Annotated in this window: 21 protein-coding genes; 9 read left to right on the forward strand and 12 right to left on the reverse strand. The window is 71.7% G+C overall.

The window, feature by feature from the left end:
• Positions 1-13: 13 nt before the first annotated feature.
• Positions 14-316: a hypothetical protein gene (locus J2S41_RS30845; RefSeq protein WP_310372955.1), complete on the reverse strand. Its 303-nt coding sequence runs from the start codon at positions 314-316 to the stop codon at positions 14-16.
• A 115-nt stretch (positions 317-431) separates the two neighbouring features.
• On the opposite strand from J2S41_RS30845, the gene J2S41_RS30850 reads away from it, so the two are divergent.
• The gene (locus J2S41_RS30850; RefSeq protein ID WP_310372957.1) at positions 432-800 is read left to right on the forward strand and encodes a holo-ACP synthase; all 369 of its coding nucleotides are present in this window, start codon (positions 432-434) and stop codon (positions 798-800) included.
• 96 nt (positions 801-896) lie between these two features.
• On the forward strand, positions 897-2327 hold the full coding sequence (locus J2S41_RS30855; protein WP_310372960.1) for an NAD(P)H-hydrate dehydratase: 1431 nt from the start codon (positions 897-899) through the stop codon (positions 2325-2327).
• A gap of 289 nt (positions 2328-2616) precedes the next feature.
• Here J2S41_RS30855 and glmS read toward each other — a convergent pair whose 3' ends face one another.
• Positions 2617-4497, reverse strand: a complete 1881-nt coding sequence (gene glmS / locus J2S41_RS30860) for a glutamine--fructose-6-phosphate transaminase (isomerizing) (RefSeq protein WP_310372962.1) — start codon at positions 4495-4497, stop codon at positions 2617-2619.
• A 190-nt stretch (positions 4498-4687) separates the two neighbouring features.
• On the opposite strand from glmS, the gene J2S41_RS30865 reads away from it, so the two are divergent.
• A complete protein-coding gene (locus J2S41_RS30865; protein WP_310372964.1) occupies positions 4688-5434 on the forward strand; it encodes an MmpS family transport accessory protein in 747 nt (248 codons plus the stop codon).
• Between the two features lie 28 nt (positions 5435-5462).
• Positions 5463-6608 carry a pyridoxal phosphate-dependent aminotransferase gene (locus J2S41_RS30870; protein ID WP_310376620.1) on the forward strand — a complete coding sequence of 382 codons (1146 nt, stop codon included), beginning with the start codon at positions 5463-5465 and terminating at the stop codon, positions 6606-6608.
• Here the strand turns inward: J2S41_RS30870 and J2S41_RS30875 are convergent.
• A complete protein-coding gene (locus J2S41_RS30875) occupies positions 6586-8319 on the reverse strand; it encodes a bifunctional polysaccharide deacetylase/glycosyltransferase family 2 protein (protein ID WP_310372966.1) in 1734 nt (577 codons plus the stop codon). The two genes, J2S41_RS30870 and J2S41_RS30875, sit on opposite strands and share 23 nt — an antisense overlap.
• 118 nt (positions 8320-8437) lie before the next feature.
• Here J2S41_RS30875 and J2S41_RS30880 point away from each other — a divergent pair, with 118 nt between their 5' ends.
• Complete coding sequence (locus tag J2S41_RS30880) at positions 8438-9403, forward strand: glycoside hydrolase family 18 protein (protein ID WP_310372967.1); 966 nt, start codon at positions 8438-8440, stop codon at positions 9401-9403.
• 21 nt (positions 9404-9424) lie between these two features.
• Here the strand turns inward: J2S41_RS30880 and glmM are convergent, their stop codons facing one another.
• From glmM to rplM, 3 genes are all read right to left on the reverse strand, one after another.
• Positions 9425-10765, reverse strand: coding sequence for a phosphoglucosamine mutase (glmM, locus tag J2S41_RS30885; protein ID WP_310372969.1), 1341 nt, complete (start codon positions 10763-10765; stop codon positions 9425-9427).
• A gap of 187 nt (positions 10766-10952) precedes the next feature.
• A complete protein-coding gene (rpsI, locus tag J2S41_RS30890; protein ID WP_374728182.1) occupies positions 10953-11504 on the reverse strand; it encodes a 30S ribosomal protein S9 in 552 nt (183 codons plus the stop codon).
• Positions 11505-11523: 19 nt separating this feature from the next.
• Positions 11524-11967, reverse strand: a complete 444-nt coding sequence (gene rplM, locus J2S41_RS30895; protein ID WP_310372971.1) for a 50S ribosomal protein L13 — start codon at positions 11965-11967, stop codon at positions 11524-11526.
• 767 nt (positions 11968-12734) lie between these two features.
• On the opposite strand from rplM, the gene J2S41_RS30900 reads away from it, so the two are divergent.
• A complete protein-coding gene (locus J2S41_RS30900) occupies positions 12735-13823 on the forward strand; it encodes a uroporphyrinogen-III synthase (RefSeq protein ID WP_310372972.1) in 1089 nt (362 codons plus the stop codon).
• A gap of 207 nt (positions 13824-14030) precedes the next feature.
• Here the strand turns inward: J2S41_RS30900 and J2S41_RS30905 are convergent, their stop codons facing one another.
• From J2S41_RS30905 to J2S41_RS30920, 4 genes are all read right to left on the reverse strand, one after another.
• The gene (locus tag J2S41_RS30905; protein ID WP_310372975.1) at positions 14031-14651 is read right to left on the reverse strand and encodes a GTP-binding protein; all 621 of its coding nucleotides are present in this window, start codon (positions 14649-14651) and stop codon (positions 14031-14033) included.
• Complete coding sequence (locus J2S41_RS30910) at positions 14632-14994, reverse strand: DUF742 domain-containing protein (RefSeq protein WP_310372976.1); 363 nt, start codon at positions 14992-14994, stop codon at positions 14632-14634. The genes J2S41_RS30905 and J2S41_RS30910 overlap by 20 nt, the downstream gene beginning before the upstream one ends.
• A gap of 80 nt (positions 14995-15074) precedes the next feature.
• Positions 15075-15488: a roadblock/LC7 domain-containing protein gene (locus tag J2S41_RS30915; protein ID WP_310372978.1), complete on the reverse strand. Its 414-nt coding sequence runs from the start codon at positions 15486-15488 to the stop codon at positions 15075-15077.
• A complete protein-coding gene (locus J2S41_RS30920) occupies positions 15485-18673 on the reverse strand; it encodes a sensor histidine kinase (RefSeq protein WP_374728183.1) in 3189 nt (1062 codons plus the stop codon). The genes J2S41_RS30915 and J2S41_RS30920 overlap by 4 nt, the downstream gene beginning before the upstream one ends.
• 420 nt (positions 18674-19093) lie before the next feature.
• Between J2S41_RS30920 and J2S41_RS30925 the strand changes: the two genes are divergently transcribed.
• Positions 19094-20260, forward strand: a complete 1167-nt coding sequence (locus tag J2S41_RS30925; protein WP_310372980.1) for an ABC transporter substrate-binding protein — start codon at positions 19094-19096, stop codon at positions 20258-20260.
• Between the two features lie 55 nt (positions 20261-20315).
• Here J2S41_RS30925 and J2S41_RS30930 read toward each other — a convergent pair whose 3' ends face one another.
• Positions 20316-21107, reverse strand: coding sequence for an ABC transporter permease (locus tag J2S41_RS30930; RefSeq protein WP_310372982.1), 792 nt, complete (start codon positions 21105-21107; stop codon positions 20316-20318).
• 139 nt (positions 21108-21246) lie between these two features.
• Here J2S41_RS30930 and J2S41_RS30935 point away from each other — a divergent pair, with 139 nt between their 5' ends.
• The gene (locus tag J2S41_RS30935) at positions 21247-22017 is read left to right on the forward strand and encodes an ABC transporter ATP-binding protein (RefSeq protein ID WP_310372983.1); all 771 of its coding nucleotides are present in this window, start codon (positions 21247-21249) and stop codon (positions 22015-22017) included.
• 79 nt (positions 22018-22096) lie between these two features.
• Here the strand turns inward: J2S41_RS30935 and J2S41_RS30940 are convergent, their stop codons facing one another.
• On the reverse strand, positions 22097-23002 hold the full coding sequence (locus tag J2S41_RS30940; protein ID WP_310372984.1) for an ABC transporter substrate-binding protein: 906 nt from the start codon (positions 23000-23002) through the stop codon (positions 22097-22099).
• A gap of 365 nt (positions 23003-23367) precedes the next feature.
• On the opposite strand from J2S41_RS30940, the gene J2S41_RS30945 reads away from it, so the two are divergent.
• Positions 23368-24300 carry an LLM class F420-dependent oxidoreductase gene (locus tag J2S41_RS30945; RefSeq protein ID WP_310372986.1) on the forward strand — a complete coding sequence of 311 codons (933 nt, stop codon included), beginning with the start codon at positions 23368-23370 and terminating at the stop codon, positions 24298-24300.
• Positions 24301-24323 lie beyond the last annotated feature (23 nt).

The following is a 24323-nucleotide window of genomic DNA, read 5'->3' on the forward strand; positions in this document are numbered from 1 at the left end:
CCTCCGCCCCCGCTCACCCGGCCCGCCGCGACACGCCGCGCAGCCGGTGGAGGCGCGTGGCCGCGGCCTCGTCCACCGCCTCATACGCCGTGGTGGCCCGGTCGAGCGCCGCCGCCGTCGCGGCCACGCCCGTGCCGCACCGGTCGAGCGCGGACCAGGCCGCGTCCGCCAGGTCGGCGACCGCGGTGGCGGCCGCCCAGCCGGGCGCGGCGACGGAGAGGCGGCCCGGCGGCATCCCGAGCAGGCGCCGGGCCACGGCCGCGAGCCGGTCGGCGCACGAGCGCAGCGCCGGGGTGGTGACGTCGATGGCTTCCATGGCGACCACCGTCCCACCCGGACACCGGGCCGGATAAGCCCTGTGGACAACCCGCGCCGCGCGTACCGACCGGTTGTCCACAGGGGTTGTCACGGGCCGCACTACGCTGCAGGGTGTGATCGTCTCCGTCGGCATGGACGTGGTGCTCGTCGAGCGGTTCGTCCGCGCGCTGGAACGGACGCCGCAACTCGCGGACCGTCTGTTCACCGACGGCGAGCGGCACACCTCCTCGGGCCACCCGCGCCCGGCCGAGTCGCTGGCCGCCCGGTTCGCCGCCAAGGAGGCGGTGGCGAAGGCGCTCGGCGCACCGGCCGGACTGCGCTGGCACGACTGCGAGGTGGTGTCCGACGCCGCCGGACGGCCGTGGCTGACCGTGTCCGGCACGGTCGCGGCCGCCGCCACCGAGTGCGGCATCACCCGGTGGCACCTGTCCCTGTCCCACGACGGCGGCATCGCGTCCGCCATGGTGGTAGCCGAGTCCTAGAGCCGGTATCGACGTGGGGGCCGGAGCCAGGCGAGGCCCAGGTGTGCGCGGCCCGGCATCCCGCGTCGATACCGGCTCTCAACCGGAGGAGCACGAATGCGTGGCGTGTGGCGGGTCGCCGACGTACGGGCGGCCGAGGAGTCGCTGATGCGCGAGGTCCCGGAGGGCACGCTCATGCGGCGAGCCGCCGCCGGTCTCGCCCGCCGGTGCGCGCTGCTGCTGGACCGGGTCTACGGGGCCCAGGTGCTGCTGCTGACCGGCGCCGGCAACAACGGCGGCGACGCGCTCTTCGCGGGCGCGCTGCTGGCCCGCCGCGGCGCGCGGGTGACGGCGCTGCTGCTCAGCCCGGACCGCGCCCACCGGGCCGGGCTGGCGGAGTTGCGCCGATCCGGCGGGCTGGTGCGCACCCGCTGGTCCGAGGAGATCGTCGCGGATCTGGTGGTGGACGGCATCGTCGGCATCGGCGCCACCGGGGGCCTGCGCGAACCCGCGGCCGGCGTCGTGCGGGCGCTGCGGGCGCGCACGCCACGCCCGATCATGGTCGCGGTCGACGTGCCCAGCGGTGTCGACGTGGACACCGGCGCGGTCGAGGGAGCGGCCGTCCGGGCGGACGTCACGGTCACGTTCGGCTGTCTCAAGCCGGCGCTGGTGGCGGGGGCCGCGGCGCCGCTCGCCGGGCACGTCGAGCTGGTCGACATCGGGCTCGCCATGCGTACGCCGCCCGCGCTGCGCGTCCCCGAGGCGGACGACGTCGCGGGGTGGTGGCCGCGGCTGCACGCGGGCTCGGAGAAGTACAACCGCGGTGTGGTCGGCATCGCCACCGGGTCGCACACGTACCCCGGCGCCGCCGTGCTCTCCACGGCCGGCGCGCTGGCCGGGCCCACCGGCATGGTGCGGTACGCCGGCACCGCGCGCGCCGAGGTGCTCGCCGCCCACCCGTCGGTCGTGGCCGCCGACTCGGTCGCCGGCAGCGGGCGCGTGCAGGCCTGGCTGTGCGGTTCCGGCATCGGCACGGACGCGAGCGCCCGCACCGCGCTCCGCGGCGTCCTCGCCACCGACCTGCCGGTGGTCCTCGACGCGGACGCGCTGGGCATGCTGGTCGACGGCTCCGAGGCCGACCGCCTCCGCGATCGCGACGCACCGCTGATCATCACGCCGCACGACCGCGAGTTCGCCCGCCTGGCGGGCGAGCCCGGCCCCGACCGGGTGGCCGCAGCGCTCAAACTTGCGTCGTGGATGAACGCGGTGGTGCTGCTCAAGGGTGACCGCACGATCGTCGCCGCGCCGGACGGCACGGCGTGGGCCAACCCGACCGGGACGCCCGCGCTGGCCACCGGCGGCACCGGCGACGTCCTGGCCGGCCTGCTCGCCTCCCTGCTGGCGGCCGGCGTCGAGGCGACCCGGGCCGCGGTCTCGGCCGCCTACCTGCACGGGCTTGCCGGCCGCATCGCCGCCGAGCGTGGCCCGGTCACCGCCGCCGACGTGGCGCTCGCCCTGCGTGAGGCGGTCGCGTCGACCGTTCCATGACCTCATTTCCCGCTTCCGGCGTGGTCGCTGCCGCGTGCTCCCGCGGGCACCGCTCGGCCGTGGCCGGCCTCCCTGCCGGTCCCGTCGCCGGTTGCGCACCCCCGCCGGCCGTCCATCCGGACAGCGGGAACGGGGATGGGTTCGTCGGGACCACGGCGGGACCGGAAGGGAGGAGCGCCAGCGACGACCGGTGCCCGCGGGAGCATGCGGGCACCGGCCACGCCGGAAGCGGGCAAATGAGAAGGCCGGACCGCGGCATGCCCGCGATCCGGCCCCAGGACGGGAATCCCTACTCGACCGTGACCGACTTGGCCAGGTTGCGCGGCTGGTCGACGTCGTGTCCGCGGGAGCTGGCGATCTCGCAGGAGAGGACCTGGAGCGGCACCGTGGTGACCAGCGGGGCCAGCAGCGTCGGCGTGCGCGGCACGCGGATCAGCTCGTCCGCGTAGGGCACGACCGCGTCGTCGCCCTCCTCGGCGATGACGATGGTGCGGGCGCCGCGCGCGCGGATCTCCTGGATGTTCGACACGATCTTGTCGTGCAGAACGCCGCGGCCGGCCGGCGACGGGACGATGCAGACGACCGGCGTGCCCTGGTCGATCAGCGCGATCGGGCCGTGCTTGAGTTCACCGGCCGCGAAGCCCTCGGCGTGCATGTACGCCAGCTCCTTGAGCTTGAGCGCGCCCTCCAGCGCCACCGGGTAGCCGACGTGCCGCCCGATGAACAGCACCTGCTGCGCGGAGGCGAGGTCGCGGGCGAGCTTGCGGACCGGCTCCATCGACTCCAGCACGGTACGCAGCTTGTCCGGCATCTCCTGGAGCTGCTGGACGACGGCGCCGACCTCGTCCGCGTACTTGATGCCGCGGACCTGCGCCAGGTGCAGGCCGATCAGGTAGCAGGCGACGAGCTGGGTGAGGAACGCCTTGGTGGAGGCGACCGCGACCTCCGGGCCGCCGTGCGTGTAGAGCACGGCGTCGGACTCGCGCGGGATGGTGGAGCCGTTGGTGTTGCAGATCGCGAGCACGCGCGCCTTCTGCTCCTTGGCGTGCCGGAGCGCCATCAGCGTGTCCATCGTCTCGCCGGACTGGGAGATCGCGATGACCAGCGTCGAGCGGTCCAGCACCGGGTCACGGTAGCGGAACTCGCTGGCGGTCTCGACCTCGCACGGGATGCGCGTCCAGTGCTCGATCGCGTACTTCGCGACCAGGCCCGAGTGGTACGCCGTGCCGCACGCCACGATGAACACCTTGTCGACGTCGCGCAGGTCCTGGTCGGTGAGGCGGACCTCGTCGAGCACGATCTCGCCGGTCTCGGTGAGCCGGCCGAGCAGCGTGTCCGCGACCGCCTGCGGCTGCTCGGCGATCTCCTTGAGCATGAAGTAGTCGTAGCCGCCCTTCTCGGCGGCGGACGCGTCCCAGTCGATGTGGAACGGGCGGCCCTCGACCGGCGTGCCGTCGAAGCCGGTGATCTCGATGCCCTGCGGCATGATCAGCACGACCTGGTCCTGGCCGAGCTCGACCGCCTCGCGGGTGTGCTCGATGAACGCGGAGACGTCGCTGGCCAGGTAGTTCTCCCCGTCGCCGCGGCCGACCACGAGCGGCGAGTTGCGCCGGGCGCCGACCACCGCGCCGGGGATCGCGGTGTCCACGGCGAGCAGCGTGAACGCGCCCTCCAGCCGGCGGGAGACGCGGCGCATGGCCTCGGCGAGCGCCTGCGGGCCCTCGGCGCCCTCGGCGCGCACCTCGGCCAGCGAGATGGACAGCAGGTGCGCGGCGACCTCGGTGTCGGTCTCACTGCGGAACTCGACGCCGAGCGCCTCCAACTCGGTGCGGAGGCGGGCGAAGTTCTCGATGATGCCGTTGTGGATGACAGCGACGCGGCCGTCCTGGGAGACGTGCGGATGCGCGTTGCGGTCGGTGGGGCCGCCGTGCGTGGCCCAGCGCGTGTGCCCGATGCCGGTGGTGCCGGCCGTGATGCCGCTGGCGGCGCGCTCGGCCAGCGCCTTCTCCAGGTTGGCGAGCTTGCCCGCCTTCTTCTCCGTCTCCAGCGTGCCGGCACCGACGATGGCGACGCCCGCCGAGTCGTATCCGCGGTATTCGAGCCGCCGCAGCCCGTCCAACACGATGCTCAGTGCCGGCCGGTCGCCGACGTAACCCACGATTCCGCACATGAGAGCCAGCGTAGCGGAGTTTTGCTCAACCCGCGTGCGCGAAGTCCGGGTATTCGCTCACGCCCAATGCGCGGTTGGGGGATTTATGCCGGACCAATACGGACAGAACATCACAGGTACCTGTCGGTAAGCCGATTGCCGCTATAAGGCAGGCTGGGGGACGGTGTAGAACCCCGCCCTCTGGAGCGCCATGACTGAGCCGAACCCGCCGTCCCACCCGCCCGAGCAGCCCAACCCGTGGGCCCGGCCACCGGAGGGCGCGACCGAGCAGCCGATGTCGTACGGCCCGCCGCCGGGACCGCAGTACGGTCCGCCACAGCCCACCGCGGCCTGGGCGTACGACCCGAACCAGCCGCCGGTGGCCCCGCCGCGGCAGCGCTCGCTCACCCCGATCATCGCGGTCATCGTGGCGGCCGTGGTGCTGCTCTGCGCCGGCACGGTGGTGGCCGGCGTGCTGGTCTTCAACCAGGCGCGGGACGCTGCGGAGAACATCCTGCCCACGTCGTCGCCGCCCACGCTCCCGACGCGGCCGACGGCCGGACCGGAGCCGACCCGGCCCGCGCCGACCGGCACGGACGACCCGTTCCAGATCCCGGGCCTGCCCGACCTGGACGACCTGATCCCGACCGGTACGGCCGTCACCGCCGGCCCGGACGCGAAGGTGGTCTACGAGGTGACCGGCTCCGGCAGCGCCGCGGTCACGTACACGGAGGCCGGCACCACGCCGAAGTCCGAGCGGGACGTGAACCTGCCCTGGCGCAAGGAGTTCACGCTCGGCACGGAGACGCCGCTGCTGAGCGTGACCGGCATCCACTTCGGCACCGACGACGCGGAACTCACCTGCCGGATCACGCTGGACGGCAAGGAGGTGGTGACGCGTACCGCGAGCGGCAACGCGACCACCGCTTCCTGCATGCAGTTCGTCGTGGTTTCGTAGCTGCGTGACTGATCCACTGGTGGCGCGCATGCGCCCGTTCGGCACCTCGATCTTCGCGGAGATGTCCGCGCTCGCGGTCCGGACGGGCGCGGTCAACCTCGGCCAGGGCTTCCCGGACACGGACGGCCCGCCGGAGATGCTGGCCGCGGCGGAGGCGGCGCTGCGCGGCGGGCGGAACCAGTACCCGCCCGGCCCGGGCATCCCCGAGCTGCGCGCCGCGGTCGCGCGCCACCAGCGGCGCTTCTGGGACCTCGGGTACGACCCGGACGGCGAGGTGCTGATCACGGCGGGCGCCACGGAGGCGATCGCGGCCACCATCCTGGCGCTGTGCGAGCCGGGCGACGAGGTGGTCTGCTTCGAGCCGTTCTACGACTCGTACGCCGCGTCGATCGCGCTCGCCGGCGCGGTGCGCCGCCCGGTCACGCTGTTCCCGGACGAGTCCGGCCGGTTCGTCTTCGACCCGGACCGGCTGCGCGCCGCCTTCTCCGGCCGCACCCGCCTGGTCCTGCTCAACTCGCCGCACAACCCGACCGGCAAGGTGTTCTCACCGGCGGAACTGTCCCTGATCGCCGCGCTGTGCCGGGAGAACGACGTCTACGCGGTGACCGACGAGGTCTACGAGCACCTGGTCTTCACGGACAGCGGCGCGCCGCACGTGCCGCTCGCCACGCTCGACGGCATGCGCGACCGCACGCTGCGGATCTCCTCGGCCGGCAAGACGTTCTCCTGCACCGGCTGGAAGATCGGCTGGGTGAGCGGCCCGAAAGACCTGATCAGCGCCGTGATGCGGGTCAAGCAGTTCCTGACGTTCGTCAACGGCGGCCCGTTCCAGCCCGCGGTCGCGGTGGCGCTGGACCTGCCGGACACGTACTACCGGGACTTCCGCGACGGACTCCAGGCGCGCCGCGACCGGCTGGCGGACGGGCTGGCCCGGGCCGGCCTGCGCGTGCTGCCGTCCGAGGGCACCTACTTCATCACCGCGGACGTCTCGAGCACCGGCACGGCGGACGGCATCGCGTTCTGCCGGGAGCTGCCGGAGCGGGCCGGCGTCGCGGCCATCCCCACCCAGGTCTTCTACGACGATCCCGAGCCCGCGCGCACGCTGGTCCGGTTCGCGTTCTGCAAGCGCGAGGAGGTCATCGACGAGGCGGTCAGGCGGCTGGCCGGGCCGTAGTCGCGGCCGACCCGGTCGGCAACCGCGCACCCATCAGCGCCTCCAGTCCGCGGGCCCGGCGCGTGCGCCGCCGGCCGTGCCGCGAGGCCCGGACCAGCAGCGGGTACGTCAGTGGGCGCCGGACGATCTCCCGCCACCCGTCCGGGGCGCCGATCAGCTGCAGCACGAGTGCGCCGAGCCACACCGCCACGGTCTCCACCGGGTCGCGGAAGAGCAGGCCGTAGACCAGGTACAGATCGATCAGCGGCGCGAGCAGCGGCAGCAGCGTGTGGAACAGCAGCAGCGCGAGCAGCGAGCGGCGCCCGTGACGGCCACCCGGGCCGGACTCGATCAGCGCCCGCCGGTGCTTCCACATCGCCTGCATGTCGCCGTAGAGCGCGCGGACCGGCCGCCGCCGGGCCGCGGTCACGCGCGCACCCGGCTCGTGCACCACGCGCCACCCGGCCCGGACGACCGCGAGGGTGAGGTCGGTGTCCTCGGCGAGCGTGTCGTCGGAGAGCCCGTCCACCTGCCGCAGCGCCTCCCGCCGAAACGCGCCGGCCGCGGCCGGGACCGTGGTCATGCAGCGCAGCGCGTCGTAGGCCCGCTGCCGGGCGCCGAGCCCGGCCTCGCCCGCGACCGCGCCGACCGCCCGGTCCGCGAACGGCCGCACCAGGTCACGTACGGTGTCCGGCCCGACGATCGTCTCGCCGTCCGTGAGCACCACCACCTCCGTGGTGGCGTGCGCGATGCCGGTGTTCAGCGCCGCGGCCCGGCCCGCGCGCGGCCCGCGCAGCACCGTGGCGCCCGGGTGGCGTTCCGCCAGGTCCGCGGTGCCGTCCGTGGAGCCGTCGTGCACCACGACGACGTCCACGGGGTGGGTGCCGGCGGTCAGCGCGCCGAGCACGTCCGCGATGCGCGCCGTCGCGTCGCGCACGGGCACCACCACGGTGACGCGGCGGTCGTACCCGCCCTCGCGACGGCGTCTCGCCGCGCGCCACGCCGGGATCAGCAGCGCACACCGCGCCAGCAGCAGCGCGCCGAGCAGCAGCAGCGCCACGGTGCACCAGCCGGCCACGGTCCACGCCGCCTGCACCACGCCGACCAGCCCGAGCCCGGCCGCCCGCTCGGCGCCGGTGGCGGCCGGGTTGACCGCGTCGTTCCCGGTCAGCGCGCCCAGCGTGGTGAACGTGTAGCCGGCGCGCCGCAGCTCCGGGATCACCGCGTCGAGCGCGGCCGCGGTCCGGTCGCCGCCGTGGAACCGCACGATCGCGCCCTCGCCGGCCAACGGCATGACCGCGCGCCGGACGTCGGTCAGCGTGGCCGCGGGATCACCGTCGCGGCTGTCCCGGGTGGCCGCGGTCCGCGGCAGCGTGCTGGTGATGTCCGCGGCGCCGGCCAGCGCGTACCGGGACGTGGCGGTGTCGATGCCGATCTCGTGGCCGGCGTCCCGGATCTGCCGCGCGATGCCGGGGTGGCGCGCGATCCGCGCGCCGGTCAGGTAGAAGACCGCGGGCACGTCGTGCTCGGCCAGCACGGCCAGCGTCGCGGGCGTGAACGCCGGATCCGGCCCGCCGTCGAACGTCAGCACGAGGTGCCGCTTCGGCGGCAAGGCCGTGCCGGGCGGCGCGGCCGGGTCGTCCCGTGCGATCGCGCTCGTCACCACGCCGTTGACCAGCAGCAGCCCGACGACGAGCCCCAGCGTCCCGATGAGCAGCAGCCAGCGCCTCACTACCGGCCCTCGGCCGCGATCAGGACCGGCTTAGCGTTTGTGACCGGCCTCACAATCGCACCCCCGATCGGGGGTACGACGCGGAAGCGCGCCGCCACCCGGTGCGATAGTGCTGGACGTGCCGTGGAAACGACCCGCCGCCCTCGCCTCGGCGCTGCTGCTCGCCACCGCCTGCACCACCGCCACCGCTTGTGCCACCGACGTCCCGGCACCGGCACCGCGGCCCCGGGTGGCGCCCTACATCGACCTCGCCAGTGGCACGCTCGACATCGCGGCCGCGGTGCGCGAGTCCGGCCAGACCGACTTCACGCTCGCGTTCGTGGTCGCCGACCGGGCCGGGACGTGCGCACCGACCTGGGGCGGCACGATCGGGCTGACCGCGGCACCGGTGCAGGCGGACCTGGACGAGATCGCGCGGCTGGGCGGCGAGGTGACCGTGTCCACCGGCGGCGCGACCGGCACGTACCTGGAGGCGGTCTGCTCGCGCGCGGAGCTGACCGGCGCGTACCGGGCGGCGCTGGACGCGGCCGGCAGCAACGCGCTGGACGTGGACATCGAACGCCCGGTCACCCCGTCGACGGTCACCGGCGCGCTCGCCGACCTGCAACGCGAGCGCGGCACCGCGGTCACGCTCACCGTGCCGGTGGCCGGCGTCGCGCAGGGGCTGACCGACGAGTCGGCCGCGCTGCTGCGCGGCGCGAAGGCGGCCGGCGTGGAGCTGTCCGTCAACGCGATGACCATGAACTTCGACCCGGCCGGCGCGGACTGGGGCGACGCGATGACCGCCGCCACCGACGCGGTCGCCGCGGACCTGGCCGCGATCTGGCCGGAGCGGGACCGGGCCGCGATCCACCGGATGCTCGGCGTGACCCCGATGATCGGCGTCAACGACACCGGCCCGGTGACCACGCTGGCGGACGCGGAGACCGTGCTGCGGCACGCGGAGGAGCGCGGCCTGGGCTTCGTGCGCTTCTGGTCCGTCAACCGCGACAACGACGGCTGCGCCGGCACGGTGAGCCCCTCGTGCAGCGGCATCGCGCAGTCGGAGTTCGAGTTCACCCGGCTCTTCGGCGGGGGCCGCTGATCCGGCGGCCCCCGCGAAGCCTCAGACGGTACGGACCACGTCCGCCACCCGCTCCGCCACGCGCTGCGCGGTCTCCGCGGTCTCCGCCTCGATCATGACGCGGACCAGTTGCTCCGTGCCGGACGGGCGCAGCAGCACCCGGCCGGTGTCGCCCAGCTCAGCCTCGGCCTCGGCCACCGCGGCCTTGACCGCCGGGGCGGACGCGACCGCGGCCCGATCCGTGACCGGCACGTTGATCAGCACCTGCGGCAGCTTCGTCATGATGGCCGCCAGCTCGGCCAGCGACTTCCCGGTGGCGGCCATCCGCGCCATCAGGTGCAGGCCGGTCAGTGTGCCGTCGCCGGTGGTGGCGTGCGCGGGCATGACCACGTGACCGCTCTGCTCACCGCCGAGCGCCAGCCCGGAGGCGCGCAGTTCGTCCAGCACGTACCGGTCGCCGACCTTGGTCTCGATCAGCGCGATGCCGGCGTCGCGCATCGCGATCCGCAGGCCCAGGTTGCTCATCACGGTGGTGACCAGCGTGTCGTTGGTGAGCGTGCCGGTCTCGTGCATCGCCACCGCGAGAATGCCCATGATCTCGTCGCCGTCGACCACCTCGCCGGCCGCGGAGACGGCCAGGCAGCGGTCCGCGTCGCCGTCCAGCGCGATGCCCAGCTGCGCGCCGTGCTCCAGCACCGCGGCCTGCAGGCTGTCCAGGTGGGTGGCGCCGCATTCCTCGTTGATGTTCAGCCCGTCCGGCTCCGCGTGGATCACCACGACCTCCGCGCCGGCCTCGGTGAACGCGGCCGGTGCCACGTCCGAGGGCGCGCCGTTCGCACAGTCGACCACGACCTTGATGCCGTCCAGCCGGTGCGGCGTGGCCGCGACCAGGTGCTTCACGTAGTGATCCGCGCCGTCCAGCAGGTCGTGCACGCGGCCGATGGCGGCGCCGGTCGGCCGGGTCCAGCCGCCGTTGTTCGCCTCGATCGCCGCCTCGATCTTCGCCTCGATGTCGTCGGGCAGCTTGTGCCCGCCGGCCGCGAAGAGCTTGATGCCGTTGTCCGGCATCGGGTTGTGCGAGGCGGAGACCATCACGCCGAAGTCGGCCTTGGTCTCACCCACCAGGTACGCCACACCGGGCGTGGGCAGCACGCCCACCCGCAGCACGGTCGCCCCGGCGCTGGCCAGGCCCGCGACCACGGCCGCCTCCAGCATCTCGCCGCTGGCCCGCGGGTCACGGCCGACGATCGCCAGCGGCGGGTGGCTGCGGTCCGCCTCGGCCAGCACGTGCGCCGCGGCCACCGCCACGGACATCGCCAGCTCGGGCGTCAGATCCGCATTCGCCTTGCCGCGCACGCCGTCGGTGCCAAAGAGCCGCCCCATTGCTGTCCTTCCCTCGCCTGAATCTCGGTGGTACGTCGTCGACCGCCGCATCCTCGTTCATGGCACGGCGGTGGTGCGACCTTTCAGTCGCGTATTACCTGCGGGGAGACTTCGTACAACAGCAAACGGCCAGGCGAACCACCCTCGGGGGGCGGTTTGCCTGGCCGTCAGCGTCAGACAGACAAGGTCAGCGCTTCGAGTACTGCGGCGCCTTGCGAGCCTTCTTGAGACCGTACTTCTTGCTCTCCTTGACCCGGGCGTCCCGGGTGAGGAAGCCGGCCTTCTTGAGCGCCGGACGGTCGTCGCCGTCGTTCGACACCAGCGCGCGGGCGATCGCGAGGCGCAGCGCGCCGGCCTGGCCGGTGATGCCGCCGCCACGCAGGTTCGCGATGACGTCGAAGGTCTCGACCTTCTCCGAGGTCACCAGCGGCTCGCGGATGAGCTGCTGGTGCACCTTGCTCGGGAAGTACGCCTCGATGTCCCGGCCGTTGCAGGTCACCTTGCCGGTGCCCGGCACGAGGCGAACCCGGACGATGGCCTCCTTGCGGCGGCCCACGGTCTGGATCGGGCGCTCGCCGCGCGGCACCCGGGTCAGCGTCGCGGTCGCGGTCGCCGGGGCGACCTCGGACTCGGACTCGGACCCGGACTCGGTCGCCTCGGCAACGGCGACGGTGGTGTCGGTGTCGGTGTCGGTCGCCGGCGCGTCAGCGGCAGGCGTCTGCTCGTCGATGTCAGTCATGCTTCTTCTCTCGCCTGCGCTACTGCGCGATCTGCGTGATCTCGAACGGGACCGGCTTCTGCGCCTCGTGCGGGTGCTCAGCGCCGGCGTAGACCTTCAGCTTCTTGATGAGCTGACGGCCGAGCTTGTTGTGGGGCAGCATGCCCTTGACCGCGAGCTCGATCGCGCGCTCGGGACGCTTGGTCAGCAGCTCGTCGTAACCGATCTGCTTCAGACCACCCGGGTAACCGGAGTGGCGGTAGGCCACCTTGGTCTGCCGCTTGTTGCCGGTCAGCGCCACCTTGCCCGCGTTGATGATCACGACAAAGTCGCCCGTGTCGACGTGCGGCGCGAAAGTCGGCTTGTGCTTGCCGCGGAGCAGAGTCGCGGCGTGGGTGGCCAGTCGGCCCAGCACGACGTCAGACGCGTCGATGACGTGCCACTGACGCTCGATCTCACCCGGCTTCGGGCTGTACGTACGCACAGGTCTACCTTGTCTCGTCGTCGGTCTGAAGTCGCGCGCTGAGCGTCGATGCAGCACGCACGCGAAACACCAGACTACCCCGACCTTGTTTTCCACGTCGCAGCGGGACGGAGAAGCTCCGCTCCAGGCCGAGAGACCTCTCGGCGCCGCAGCGGACCCGGCTTGGACGGGCTGGTGAGCGGTGACGTGACTGACATGATTGCAGCCATCGCACAACAGCAGGCAACGATACCCGCAACCCCGGCTCAGGGTCAAAACGACTGCTCCCCGCCGTGGAACGCCCGGGCATCGGGGAGCGTGAGCGGCTCTTAACAGGCTCAAAACAATCAAGACGTGCGAGCGAAACCGCCCCCCGGCACTCTTCCGACATGGCAGGTGCAAACGCGTACAGGCGGCATGACGGGGTGTCATCACCCCTGAGTCGCCGCGCGCGCACCGGCCGCACCGAGCCACCGCCAGGCTTGAGGACGGACCTGGCGGTGACGCCGAGCCGGTTCCCCGGTTCGGCACCCGGCGCACGCGGTTCTCTGCCGAACCGCTCCGCCGGCACAGAGGAGCCGCGGCGCGGACCGGCCGGAGGCACGGTCGACAAGCGCAGGCGTGACGTGGGAGCGGGTCGACGCCGAGGACGGCGTGGTCGACGCGTGCCCGTCGGTGGACCGGCCGGACCCGCCGCGGCTCCTCGCCTTCTCGCCACCTTTCGCCGCCTGAGCTCGCAGCACCACCAGACGACGACCCAGGGAGTGCGCCCGTGACCCCCTCCGCAGATGTCTGACGAGCTCAGCGGCTTCACGATCGGGGTTACCGCCGACCGGCGCAGGGACGAACTGGCCTCCCTGCTGGAACGGCGCGGTGCCCGGATCGTGCTCGCGCCCGCGCTCCGCATCGTTCCGATCGCCGACGACACCGAACTCCGCGCCGCCACCCGCGCCTGCCTGGACACGCCACCGGACATCGTGATGGCGAACACCGGCATCGGCATGCGGGGCTGGCTGGAGGCGGCCGAGGGCTGGGGGCTGGGCGAGCCGCTCCGGGCCGTGCTCGCCGGGGCGTACATGGTGGCCCGCGGCCCCAAGGCGCGCGGTGCCATCCGCGCCGCCGGCCTGCAGGACCAGTGGTCACCCGACTCGGAGAGCTGCGACGAGGTCGTCGAGCACCTCAAGGAATACGGTGTCGCCGGCAAGACCATCGCCATGCAGTTGCACGGCGACCGCCAGCCCGAGTGCTCGGACGCACTGGAGGCGGCCGGCGCCCGCGTCATCGAGGTGCCGGTCTACCGCTGGGCGCCGCCCACCGACCCGGCGCCGCTGCACCGCCTGGTCGACCTGATCACCGGCCGGCTGGTCGACGCCGTCACGTTCACCTCGGCCCCCGCGGTCAGCGCGCTGCTGCGCGCCGCCGGCCCGTCCACCGACTCCGTCCTCGACGCGCTGCGCACCGACGTCCTGGCCGCGTGCGTGGGCCCGGTCACCGCCGCGCCGCTCCGCCGCCACAACATCCCGGTGATCGCCCCGTCCCGCGCCCGCCTCGGCGCCATGGTCCGCACACTCGTCGACGAACTCCCGCAGCGCGCCGTCAACCTCAAGATCGCCGGCCACGTCCTGACGCTCCGCGGCCACGCCGCCGTCATCGACGGCGAACTCAAGCCGCTCGCCCCCGCCCCGATGGCCGTGCTCCGCGCGCTCGCCGCCACCCCCGGCCGCGTCCTGTCCCGCGCCGCACTGCTCCGCACGCTCCCGCGCGGCGCCGACGAGCACGCGGTGGAGATGGCCGTCGCCCGCCTCCGCGCCGGCCTCGGCGCACCCGGCGTCGTCCAGACCGTGGTGAAGCGCGGCTACCGCCTGCCGGTCGATTAACCCCATTCGCTTTTCCCACTCCCGGCGTGGCCGCTTCCCGCATGCTCCCGCGGGCACCGGTCGTCGCTGGCGCTCCTCCCTGCCGGTTCCGCACACATCCCGCAAGCACGCATACCGTCAGCGAGCGCCACCGCCGGCCCGGCGCGCCCGCCGAAGGAAAAATCGACGGCGCGGAGGAATCCGCGCCGTCGATGGGAGAAAAGCGAGTCAGCCGACGAGCTGTCCCTGATCGCGCTGTGCGCGCAGCATGATCATGGCGTGCTCGACGACCGTCACCAGCACGTTCTTCGTCGACTCCCGCTCGCGCGCGTCGCACAGGACCAGCGGGACGTGGCTCGGGATGGCCAGTGCCTCCCGGACCTCCTCGATCTCGTACATCGGAGCGCCGTCGAAGCGGTTGAGCGCCACGACGTACGGAAGCCGGCGGTTCTCGAAGTAGTCCAGCGGGGCGAACGCATCCGAGATGCGGCGGGTGTCGACCAGAACGGCCGCGCCCACCGCGCCCTTGATGATCTCGTCCCACATGAACCAGAAACGCGTCTGCCCGGGGGTGCCGAACAGGTACAGAATCAGGTCGTCGGCCATCGTGATGCGGCCGAAGTCCATGGCGACGGTGGTGGTGCCCTTGCCGGGCACCTTCGACGGGTCGTCGATGCCGACGCCCGCCGCCGTCATGACCGCCTCCGTGGTCAGCGGAGTGATCTCTGAGACGGCGCCGACAAGAGTGGTCTTGCCGACGCCGAAGCCGCCGGCGATCACGATCTTGGCGGAGGTTATCTCTTTGCGCCGCTCCGGGCCCCCCGCTCGGTCAAAGCCTGCGAAGTCCACTTAGCACCCTTTCAAGGAGTTCCATCCGCTCCTCATACGCTTCAACGGGAGCGGCACTGTGCAGGGTCAGCAGACCGTCGACCACCATGTCGGCGACGATGACGCGTGCGACGCCGAGCGGCAGGCGAGCATACGCGGCGATCTCCGCCAGGGACATCGCGCGACCCTCGCAGAGGGAGGCGATGCGGTGCTTGTCGTGTCCGGCGAAGCGCGCCTCCTGCACATTGGCGACGCTTGCCGTAAGGATCGCCTCGACGGCGATGTCTCGGCGCGCCTCTGTGCGGCCACGGGTGACCGCGTAAGGACGCACCAGTGACCCACGTGGGTCATCCGGCTGCACCATGACGGTCACCTCCTAGTAGCGCACTGCCCCGTTGTCAGAACCATCGATGATATTAACTGCTCTCCGGCCTAGCCGGGGGGTCATGCGGTGTGACTCACGGCTTCACGCGGCAGCGGGCGAAGAGCCGCACCGACCCGCTCCACGAGAAGTGCCATCTCGTAGCCCACCTGACCGACGTCACAGCTGCGCGCGGCCAGGACGGCCATCGAGCTGCCGTCCGAGATGGACATCAGGAAGAGGTATCCACTGTCCATTTCGATGATCGTCTGCTGGACGCCGCCGCCGTGAAACATGCGGGCGGCGCCCTCGGTCAGGCTGACCACGCCGGAGGTGATGGCCGCCAGCTGGTCCGCCCGGTCGTGCGGGAGGTCCCGCGACGACGCGAGCAGCAGGCCGTCAGCCGACACGGCCACCACGTGGGCGATGCCGGCGACGCTGTCGGCGAAGTTGGTCAAAAGCCAACCCATGTCCTGCATCGCAGCTTGGCGGGTCATCCGTTGGTCTCCTTGGGGTTGGACTCGGCCTCGCCGAGTTCGGCACCGGCGCTGCGGCCCCGGTGCACACCACGGTGGTACGCGGACAGCAGGCCACGAACCTCGTCGGGGGTTCGACGGGTCCGTTCCGCGGGCTTCGTCTCGACCCCGCCGGGGACGAGCTGAGCCTGCGGAACCCGCTTCGGCAAGCCGGAACGGGTGGTGCCGCTGACCGCCGGCTTGGCGGCCTCCTGGGCGCGCTTCCAGCCCTCGTCGGCCGCCGTCCGCCAGGTGGCCTCGTCCGGCGTGGCCGAGGGGGCCGGAGCCGCCGCGGGGGCGGCCGGTGCCGCTGGGGCGGCCGGGGCCGCGGGAGCCGCCGGAGCCGCGGCGGGTGAGCCGTACGACGAGGACGGTCCAGCGTTCACCGGGACCTGGGTCCCTCCGCTCGACGTGCCGGTCTCCGTGCCGTACGACGTCGTGCGGCTCTCGGACCGGCGCGGCGCGGCCGGCTCGGGCGTGCGCACCGGCAGCGCCGTGGTCTCGGCCGTCATCGCGGACGAGGCCGTCGGCCCGGCCGGGCTGGTGCCACCCACCGGCGGCGGCGCGTAGCCGGCCGTCGGCATGGACCAGACCGCGGTGTCCGCCTGCCCGTGCGTGCGGAACCAGACCGCTTCCATCTGCCGGAAGATCGGCGCCTCGGCCTGCTCGGCCGGGGCTCCGCCGCGCTCGAACGGGGCCGTGCTGACCGCGCCCGGGGAGGCGGACATCGGGTGCACCGTGGCGGAGATGGTCTGCGCCTCCGGCGCCGAGGCGATCGGGGGCACGACCGGCGTCTGCACCGGTGCCGGCGGGGTCACCGGCGGCGGCGCGACCGGCGGCGCCGGTGCGATCGCCGCGGGCGGGGTCTGCCGCGTGCTCGGGAACGCGGAGCCGCCGATGGTCGGCAGTTGCTGCGTGGCGCCGTGCTGCGGGCGCAGCGGGTTCTGCCCGGCGACGGGCAGCGCCTGCGTCGGCGTACCCGCGTTGACCTGGAATTCGCGCGGCTGCTGAGGAGCGGGCTGTTGCCACTGCTCGGCGGGCTCGCGCGGCGGGGTCAGCGTGGCCGTGCGGGACGGGGTCAGCGACTCGCCCCACGAGGGCGGGGAGCTGATCGGTGCCGACGGGCCCTGCTCGACGGCGAGCGGGCTGCGCGGCCGCGGCAGAGCGGGCTCGCGCCCACGGGTGCGCGGCAGAACCACGACCCCGTGCGGCAATGTCACTTGCGCGACAGTACCACCCTCCACATTGGGCCTAAGCTCGACGCGGACGCCGTAGCGGGAGGCGAGCCGGCCGACGACGGCCAGACCCATCAGGCGGAACGCGCCGACGTCCACGGTGGGCGGGCTCTCCAGCCGCTGGTTCAGCGACTCCATCTGCTCCTCGGTCATGCCGAGGCCGCGGTCCTCCACCTGGATGAGCACGTAGTCCCGGACGCGCCGGGCGTCCGCGACCACCACCGTGTTCGGCGGGGAGAAGCGGGTGGCGTTGTCGAGCAGCTCGGCGACGAGCCGCACCACGTCGTTGACCGCGTGTGCCGACACGGAGATGTCGGTGTCGACCGTGCCGAACTCGATGCGGTTGTAGAGCTCGACCTCGGACTGCGAGGCGCGCAGCACGTCGATGAGGAGCGCGTCCTCACGCCGCGGCGGCGCGGAGTCCGCACCGGCGAGGACCAGCAGGTTCTCGTCGTTGCGGCGCATTCGGGTGGCGAGGTGGTCGAGCTGGAAGAGCTGGGCGAGGCGCTTGGGGTCCTCCTCACCCCGCTCGATCTTGTCGAGCTCACCGATCATGCGGTCGACCAGCGCCTGCGAGCGGCGGGCCAGGTTGAGGAACATCGCGGAGACGGAGGTACGGAGTGCGGCCTGCTCGGCCGCGATCCGGACCGCCTCGCGGTGCACCACGTTGAAGGCCTGGGCGACCTCACCGACCTCGTCACGCGTGTTGAGGCGGATCGGGTCGCGCAACTCATTGACGATCTCGTCCGCGCCGCCCTCACCGAGGCTGCGCACGTCGCGCAGCCGGGCCACCGCGTCCGGCAGGTCGTGGTTGGCCACCGTCATGGCGCCCTCACGCAGGCGCCGCAGCGACGCGTTGAGCGAGCGGGCGAGCATGAAGGCGAGCGCGATGGCGATCGCGAGCGCGATGAGGACCAGCGCGATCTCCACGATCACTCGCTGGACCACCGCGTTCCGCTCGGCCTCCGCGTCGCGGACCAGCTGCTCCTCGATGTCGACCTCGGCGTGCCGCATCAGGTTCGCGACGGCGCCGATGGCGGCGGACGCCGCGTCCGCGCTGACCTCCGGCTGGCCGGTCGCGCCGACCGAGGTGATGATCGAGTTCGCCACGCGCTCGGCGAACGTGACCGCGTCGCCGGTGATCGTCCGGTTGACCACGTCACGCAGCGCGGCGTTGTTGGACGCCGCGACGGCGACCTGCGCCTCCTGCTGCTCGGCGAGCGTGGCGAGGAACGACGCGAGCTGCTCCTGCCCGAGGTTCCGGTTGCCCAGGAGCGAGACGTACGCGACGGCCTGCTCTTCCGCGGTGGCGTTCTTCGCGCTCGAGAATGCGAAGGCGGTCCGCAGCGAGTCGGCCAGCTCACCCTCGCCGGCGCTCTGGCTGATCACCTCCAGGTACGCCATCAGGTCGTCCATCACCACGCCGTAGCGCAGGACCGCCGCCTGCGGGGTCGTCTTCGCCCCCGCCAGCACGTCCTGCCGGGTGGTGTCCAGTCGCTCCAGGTCGTCGTCGATGGTGTTCAGCCGGGTCTCGACGCTGTCCGGCAGACCGGAGAGGTTCCCCCGGGCGTTCCGATAGGCGGCGATGCGCTGGTCGGTCGAGGCCGTCGCCGCCGTGAACGCGTTCGACGCGTTGGCGTTGTTCCCCGCGGCGAGCAAGCGAGCGGCTGCCATCCGCTCACCGTGCAGGTCGTGGGACAGCGCCGACACGTCGAGGCTGAGCGCGGTCAGCGACCGGACCAGCCCCGCGTCCGCGGCCCGGTTGGTGCTCTCCCAGAGCCGCACGCTGGCGAGCACGAGGATGGCTGCCACCGGGACCACGAGGATCATGGCGAGCTTCGTACGGATCCGGGCGTCGCGAAGGCGCGGCAGACCGGATCGACGCGCGGGGCGCGCGAAGTTGCCCAAATTCGCTTTGGGGTGCGTGCTCACGAGACCTCCGTCGTTCTCGTCCACGCGCAACCCGCCTTCATGACGGCATGGGGGGTGGGGTTGTCACACGCGGCACGATCCGCGATTTCACCAGAAGCGGCCCCGAATGGGAAGCCTCAGGGAGGCAGGAATCGGTCGGCCGGGACCGATCAACCGGTAACAGTCAGCCGGTGCGGAGTCGGCCTCACCGCGTTGAACTGCACGAATGACGCGCCGCGTGCCATTAATCACCGCAAAGTTATGCCAAATGCACTCCCCCGCCGCCCGCATCGTGGGACAAAGTGTCCACGAACGAGCATCCACTCCGGCTTGACCAGTAGACCGAACGGTTGGCACAGTTCTCGCGTTTGCCGTCTCGTTCGCGGGACGGACGTGAGCGCCGCGCAGCCGTCGCTGCGCCGCGAAGAGGAGGACTGACCCTTGAGGCCAACCCGCGCCATGCTCGCGGTGGTCACCTCGGCCGCTCTGCTGGCATCGGCCGCCGGATGCGATTCAGCGACCACTGAGGACACCGCCGCAGCAACGATTCTGATCGCCGCTGATCTGGAGCTGACCGGTTCCGCAGCCTCGGTCGGCAACGCCTACAAGCAGGCGCTCGAGCTGAAGAGAGATCAGCTCAACGCGGTGCCCGGTGGTCCCCGGATCGAGCTGGACATCAAAGACAACCGGTCGGACAGCAAACTGTCGGCTCAGAACATCACCGGGTTCGCCAACAACTCGAATGTTGCGGCGCTCATCACAGGCGCTTGCGCGGAGTGCCTGATCGACTCACTTCAGACGATCACGGACCGCAAGCTTCCGACGATCTCTCTGTCGCCGTCGTCTGATGTGGTGACTCCGGTCGCGGAGCGTCAATTCGTGTTCAAGCTGGCGTCGAATCCGCTCGACAACGCATCCGCACTGGTGTCCGAAATCGCGTCGTCCGGAATTGGTCGCTTCGGACTGGTGACGACCACCGACGCGTACGGCAAGAACATGCGGGAGGCGATCACCAACGAGGCCGCCAACGCCAACGTCCGCAAGGTCGGCGACCGGCCGATCGCGCCGGACGAGTCCGAGGTGGACACCTCCATCGCCCAGGTGGTGGCGCTGCAGCCGGACGCGCTGGTGGTGGCCGCACTGCCGGACCGCGCCCAGGAGGTCGCGGTCAGCGCGCGCAAGGCCGGCTTCGACGGTCCGATCTACTTCGACGCGGCCGCGGCCGGAGACCTGTTCCTCTCCGGCGAGGCCAAGGACGCCACCGAGGGCGCGACGATGGTCTTCTCGCAGACGCTGACCATCGACAACGTGATCGCGAACACGCCGGCGAAGGCGTCCCGCGCGGCCTGGTTCAGCGAGTACACCTCGCGCTACGGCACGTACTACGGCCCGTCCTCGTTCGCCGCGGACGCGGTGCAGGTCATCGTGAACTCGGTCAACCGGGCCGGCGGCACGAACGGCGACGCGCTGCGCGGCGCGATCGAGACGGCCCAGTTGGACGGCCTGACCGGGCCGATCCGCCTGACGCCGACGAACCACTCCGGGCTGATGCCGCAGACGCTGGTGACGCTGGTCGCGGAGACCGGCCGCTGGCAGCTGAAGGCCTGACCGTACGCACGGAAAAGGGGGCCCGCCGACCGGCGGGCCCCCTTTCGCGTCGGGTCTAGCGGGAGGTCTCCCGCGCCCACGGCAGCAGCACCCGCTCCAGCCAGACGATCAGGTAGTACGACAGCACGCTCATCAGCGCCAGCATGAAGATCGCGGCGAACGCCAGCGGCGTGTTGAGCTGGGTCCGCGCCGCCGAGATCACGTAGCCGATGCCGTCCCGGCCGCCGCCGATGAACTCGCCCACCACCGCGCCGACGAAGGCCAGCGAGATGCCCAGCTTGAGGCCGGTGAAGAACTGCGGCAGCGCCCACGGCACGCGGACCTTGAGGAACGTCTTGACCCGGGACGCGTCCATCGACTGGGTCAGCTCGATCAGGTCGGCCGGCACCGACTTGAGGCCGGCCATCGTGGACAGCACCACGGGGAAGAACGAGAGCAGCACCACCACCAGCACCTTCGGCTCGTAGCCGAAGCCGAACCACATCACCAGCATCGGTCCGATGGCGATCTTCGGGACCGCGTTGAAGCCGACCAGGATGGGCGAGAACGCCTGGTCCAGCATGCGCGAGGCGGACAGCGACAGCGCCAGCGCCACCCCGACCACGATGGCGATGCCGAAGCCCAGCCATACCTCGAACAGCGTGAACAGCGACTGGTCGATCAGGTAGTCGGCACGCTTGGCGATCTGCTCGATGGCCAGTTCCGGCGACGGAACCACCGCTTTCGGCACGTCCCAGATGCGTACCGCGCCGTACCAGGCGACGACGAGCAACGCGAGAGCGGCCAGCGGCAGAAGCACGCCGCCGATCTGCGGGCGTTTGACACGCCCCGCGGCCTGCGTGGTCATGAGAACTCCCTTGTAGACCTGAGGGGTGGGATATTCGCGATACGCGGTAAATCATGAGATTTGACGCTATGTACTGACACGGTGAGCAGGGACTAGCCTGTGCGCTCAGAGTGCTCGCCGATCGCACAGGAGAGGGCAGATGATCCAGCTCAACAACGTCTCCCGGACGTTCCACGGACGCCGCGGCACCGTGGAGGCGCTGCGGGGCATCGACCTGCACATCCGCGAGGGCGAGTTCGTCGCCGTCGTGGGCCGCTCCGGTTGCGGCAAGTCCACTCTGCTGCGCCTGATCGCCGGGCTGATCCCGGTGACCGAGGGCAACATCGTGGTCGGCGGCACCGCGGTCACCAAGGCCCGGCGCGAGACCGCCATGCAGTTCCAGCGCCCGGCGCTGTTGCCCTGGCGGACCGTGCTCGGCAACGTGCTCTTCCCGGTGGAGATCTTCGGCTGGAAGAAGCGCCAGCACGTCGAGCGCGCGCGCCAACTGCTGGCCACGGTCGGCCTGGCCGGTTTCGAGGACCGCATGCCGCACGAGCTGTCCGGCGGCATGCAGCAGCGCGTCTCGCTGTGCCGGTCGCTGATCCAGTCGCCCAAGGTCATGCTGATGGACGAGCCGTTCTCCGCGCTCGACGCGCTCACCCGCGAGGAGATGAGCGTCGAGCTGCAGCGCATCCACATGGAGGAGCGGACCACCACGGTCTTCGTCACCCACTCGATCGACGAGGCGGTGCTGCTGGCCGACCGGGTGGTCGTGCTCAGCCCGCGGCCCGGCCGGATCAAGGAGATCGTCGAGGTCGACGTGCCCCGTCCGCGTTCGCTCGGCCACAGCGAGCACCTGGAGACGCTGGCGCGCCACCAGGCCCGCCTGCACGAGCTGCTGATGCACAAGGACGAGGCGGTCGCCGCCTGAGCCGCGCGCCCTAAGTGGACAGACGATCGGCCGTGCCCCTCGCGGGACACGGCCGATCGCGGTTGTGACATGGTCCCGGTCAGGCCTTGGGCGCGATATCGATCTTCACGAACTCCGCCGGGGTCTTGCCGGCGGGGATCGCCTCGGCACCCTCCAGGATCGCGATGACCTTCGCCACCCGCTCCTGGTCGACGATGCCCAGCTTCGGGGCGTCACCGACGGTGTAGGTCTTCATGATGACCATCTCGGCGGCCGCGACCTCGACGTCGGTCTCGGGGACCGCCTTGGCGAGGATCTCGGCGGACTCCTGCGGGTTGTTGATCGCGTAGTCCATGCCCTTGAGCAGCGCGGTCGCGAACTTCTGCGCCATCTCCGGCTGCTCGGTCGCGATCTTGTCCGAGGTGAGCAGGAAGTGACCGTAGAGGTCGGTGATCACGTCGGAGAACGCGAGCGAGACCGCCTTGCGGGTACCGCCGCCGGCCGCCTTCTCGATCAGCGGCTGGCCCACCACGAACTGGCCGATCGCGTCGACCTTCTTCTGGCCGAGCGCCGGGCCGAGGTCGCCCGCGCCGGTCGGAATGATCTCCACCTTCGTGTGGTCGAAGCCCGCGAGCTTCGCGTACAGCGGGAAGAGGATCGTGGTGGTGGCGCCGGCCTGGTCGCCGAGCTTCTTGCCCTCGAGGTCCTTCGGCGTGGTGATGCCGGTGTCGTTGAGGGTCATGATGCCGACCATCGACCGCTGCTGGACCGCGGCGATCGCGGTGATGCCGGCGATGTCGCCCTTCGCCTTGGTCAGCATGTAACCGGTCGAGTCCACCGGCGCGAACTGGGCGGCGCCGGAGGCCAGCGCGGCCATGTTCTCACCGGAGCCGGTGCCGACCTGGATGTCGACGTCCAGGCCCTGCTCCGCGAAGAAGCCCTTCTCCTTCGCGACGTACGCGTAGGCCTCGCGGCCGAACGTGTTGAACGCTGTTAGATACGTCACCTTCGTCAGCTCTCCGGAGGCGTTGTCGCCTCCGGAGTCATCCGAACCGGTGCATCCGGCCACTGCCACCACTGCCATGGCAGCAACAGCCGCCGCGAGCCCGCGGAACGCTCTCATGGGTTTCTTGCCCTTCCTCCAGCCACCCTGGCTAGGCCATCTAGGTCAGGTGTGAGCGGACCGGGCAGTCGCGGCATCATTGCTGATCCCCCTGCCGACAACCCCCGGCGTAGCGGGCAACAGAGTACGAGACCATCCGTTACCGGTCACCCCGCCCTCGCATTGCGAGACGGCAACGAAATGGACAGTGTTGGCTTAACCACTTCATAGGTGCGACACCGCTGAGATGGGGGCTAACCTCTGCGCCCATGCGAGTCTGCGTGTTCACCGAGCCGCACCGCGGCGCCACATTCGACGAGATGCTGCGGGCCGCGCAGCACGCCGAGGCGGCCGGTTTCGACGGCTTCTTCCGCGCGGATCACTTCATGCCGGTGCACAGGTCGGACGGCTTTCCCGGCCCGACCGACGCGTGGGTGACGCTCGGCGCGATCGCCCGGGAGACCAGCACGATCAGGCTCGGCACGCTGCTCAGTTCGGCCACTTTCCGTCACCCCGCGATTACGGCGATTACGGTGGCGCAGGTCGACGAGATGAGCAACGGACGCATCGACTTCGGTCTCGGTGCCGGCTGGCTCGGCGCCGAACACACTGCGCTCGGTATTCCTTTCTTCACGCCGCGTGAACGATTCGAGCGCCTCGACGAACAGCTCCAGATCATCAGCGGCCTGTGGGCCACCCCGCGCGGCGAACGCTATTCCTTTAACGGCAAGCATTTCACGCTCGTCGACGCGCTCGCGCTGCCGAAGCCGGTGCAGACGCCCGGCCCCCCGATCATCGTCGGCGGACGCGGCCCGAAGAGCACGCCGCGACTGGCCGCGCGTTACGCGGACGAGTACAACGTGCCGCCGTCGCCGGTCAAGAAGTGCGCCGAGCAGTACGAACTGGTCCGTGAGGCGAGCGAGAAGTACGGCCGGACCAAGGCGCCACTGGTCTTCTCCGCGAGCATCGCCGTCGCGTGTGGACGGGCCGACGCGGAGATCGGCAAGCGGCTCGCACTGCTGGAGGAGCCGTCGATCCTCCCGCCCGAGCCGGTCGTCGCCGGCACGCCCGCGCAGGTGGTCGAGGAGCTGGCCAGGTACGCCGAGGCCGGGGCCACGAAGCTCTACGTGCGACTGCGCGACCAGTCCGACCTGGACCTGCTCGACCTGCTCGCCGCCGAGGTCATTCCACACCTTCCGTAACGTTTCTTCCCCCCGTAACGTGC

Origin of the sequence: Catenuloplanes atrovinosus, assembly GCF_031458235.1 — a bacterium.
GTDB classification, from domain to species: Bacteria; Actinomycetota; Actinomycetes; order Mycobacteriales; family Micromonosporaceae; genus Catenuloplanes; species Catenuloplanes atrovinosus.

What these genes read in the sequence shown, in the direction of transcription:
- J2S41_RS30845 (WP_310372955.1), bottom strand. Translation starts at nt 316, where the DNA reads ATGGAAGCCATCGACGTCACCACCCCGGCGCTGCGCTCGTGCGCCGAC.
- J2S41_RS30930 (WP_310372982.1), bottom strand. Translation starts at nt 21,107, where the DNA reads ATGACCACGCAGGCCGCGGGGCGTGTCAAACGCCCGCAGATCGGCGGC.
- J2S41_RS30915 (WP_310372978.1), bottom strand. Translation starts at nt 15,488, where the DNA reads ATGACCCGCCAAGCTGCGATGCAGGACATGGGTTGGCTTTTGACCAAC.
- J2S41_RS30870 (WP_310376620.1), top strand. Translation starts at nt 5,463, where the DNA reads ATGCGCCCGTTCGGCACCTCGATCTTCGCGGAGATGTCCGCGCTCGCG.
- J2S41_RS30935 (WP_310372983.1), top strand. Translation starts at nt 21,247, where the DNA reads ATGATCCAGCTCAACAACGTCTCCCGGACGTTCCACGGACGCCGCGGC.
- glmM (WP_310372969.1), bottom strand. Translation starts at nt 10,765, where the DNA reads ATGGGGCGGCTCTTTGGCACCGACGGCGTGCGCGGCAAGGCGAATGCG.
- J2S41_RS30865 (WP_310372964.1), top strand. Translation starts at nt 4,688, where the DNA reads ATGACTGAGCCGAACCCGCCGTCCCACCCGCCCGAGCAGCCCAACCCG.
- J2S41_RS30900 (WP_310372972.1), top strand. Translation starts at nt 12,735, where the DNA reads ATGTCTGACGAGCTCAGCGGCTTCACGATCGGGGTTACCGCCGACCGG.
- J2S41_RS30855 (WP_310372960.1), top strand. Translation starts at nt 897, where the DNA reads ATGCGTGGCGTGTGGCGGGTCGCCGACGTACGGGCGGCCGAGGAGTCG.
- J2S41_RS30945 (WP_310372986.1), top strand. Translation starts at nt 23,368, where the DNA reads ATGCGAGTCTGCGTGTTCACCGAGCCGCACCGCGGCGCCACATTCGAC.
- glmS (WP_310372962.1), bottom strand. Translation starts at nt 4,497, where the DNA reads ATGTGCGGAATCGTGGGTTACGTCGGCGACCGGCCGGCACTGAGCATC.
- J2S41_RS30910 (WP_310372976.1), bottom strand. Translation starts at nt 14,994, where the DNA reads ATGGTGCAGCCGGATGACCCACGTGGGTCACTGGTGCGTCCTTACGCG.
- rpsI (WP_374728182.1), bottom strand. Translation starts at nt 11,504, where the DNA reads ATGACTGACATCGACGAGCAGACGCCTGCCGCTGACGCGCCGGCGACC.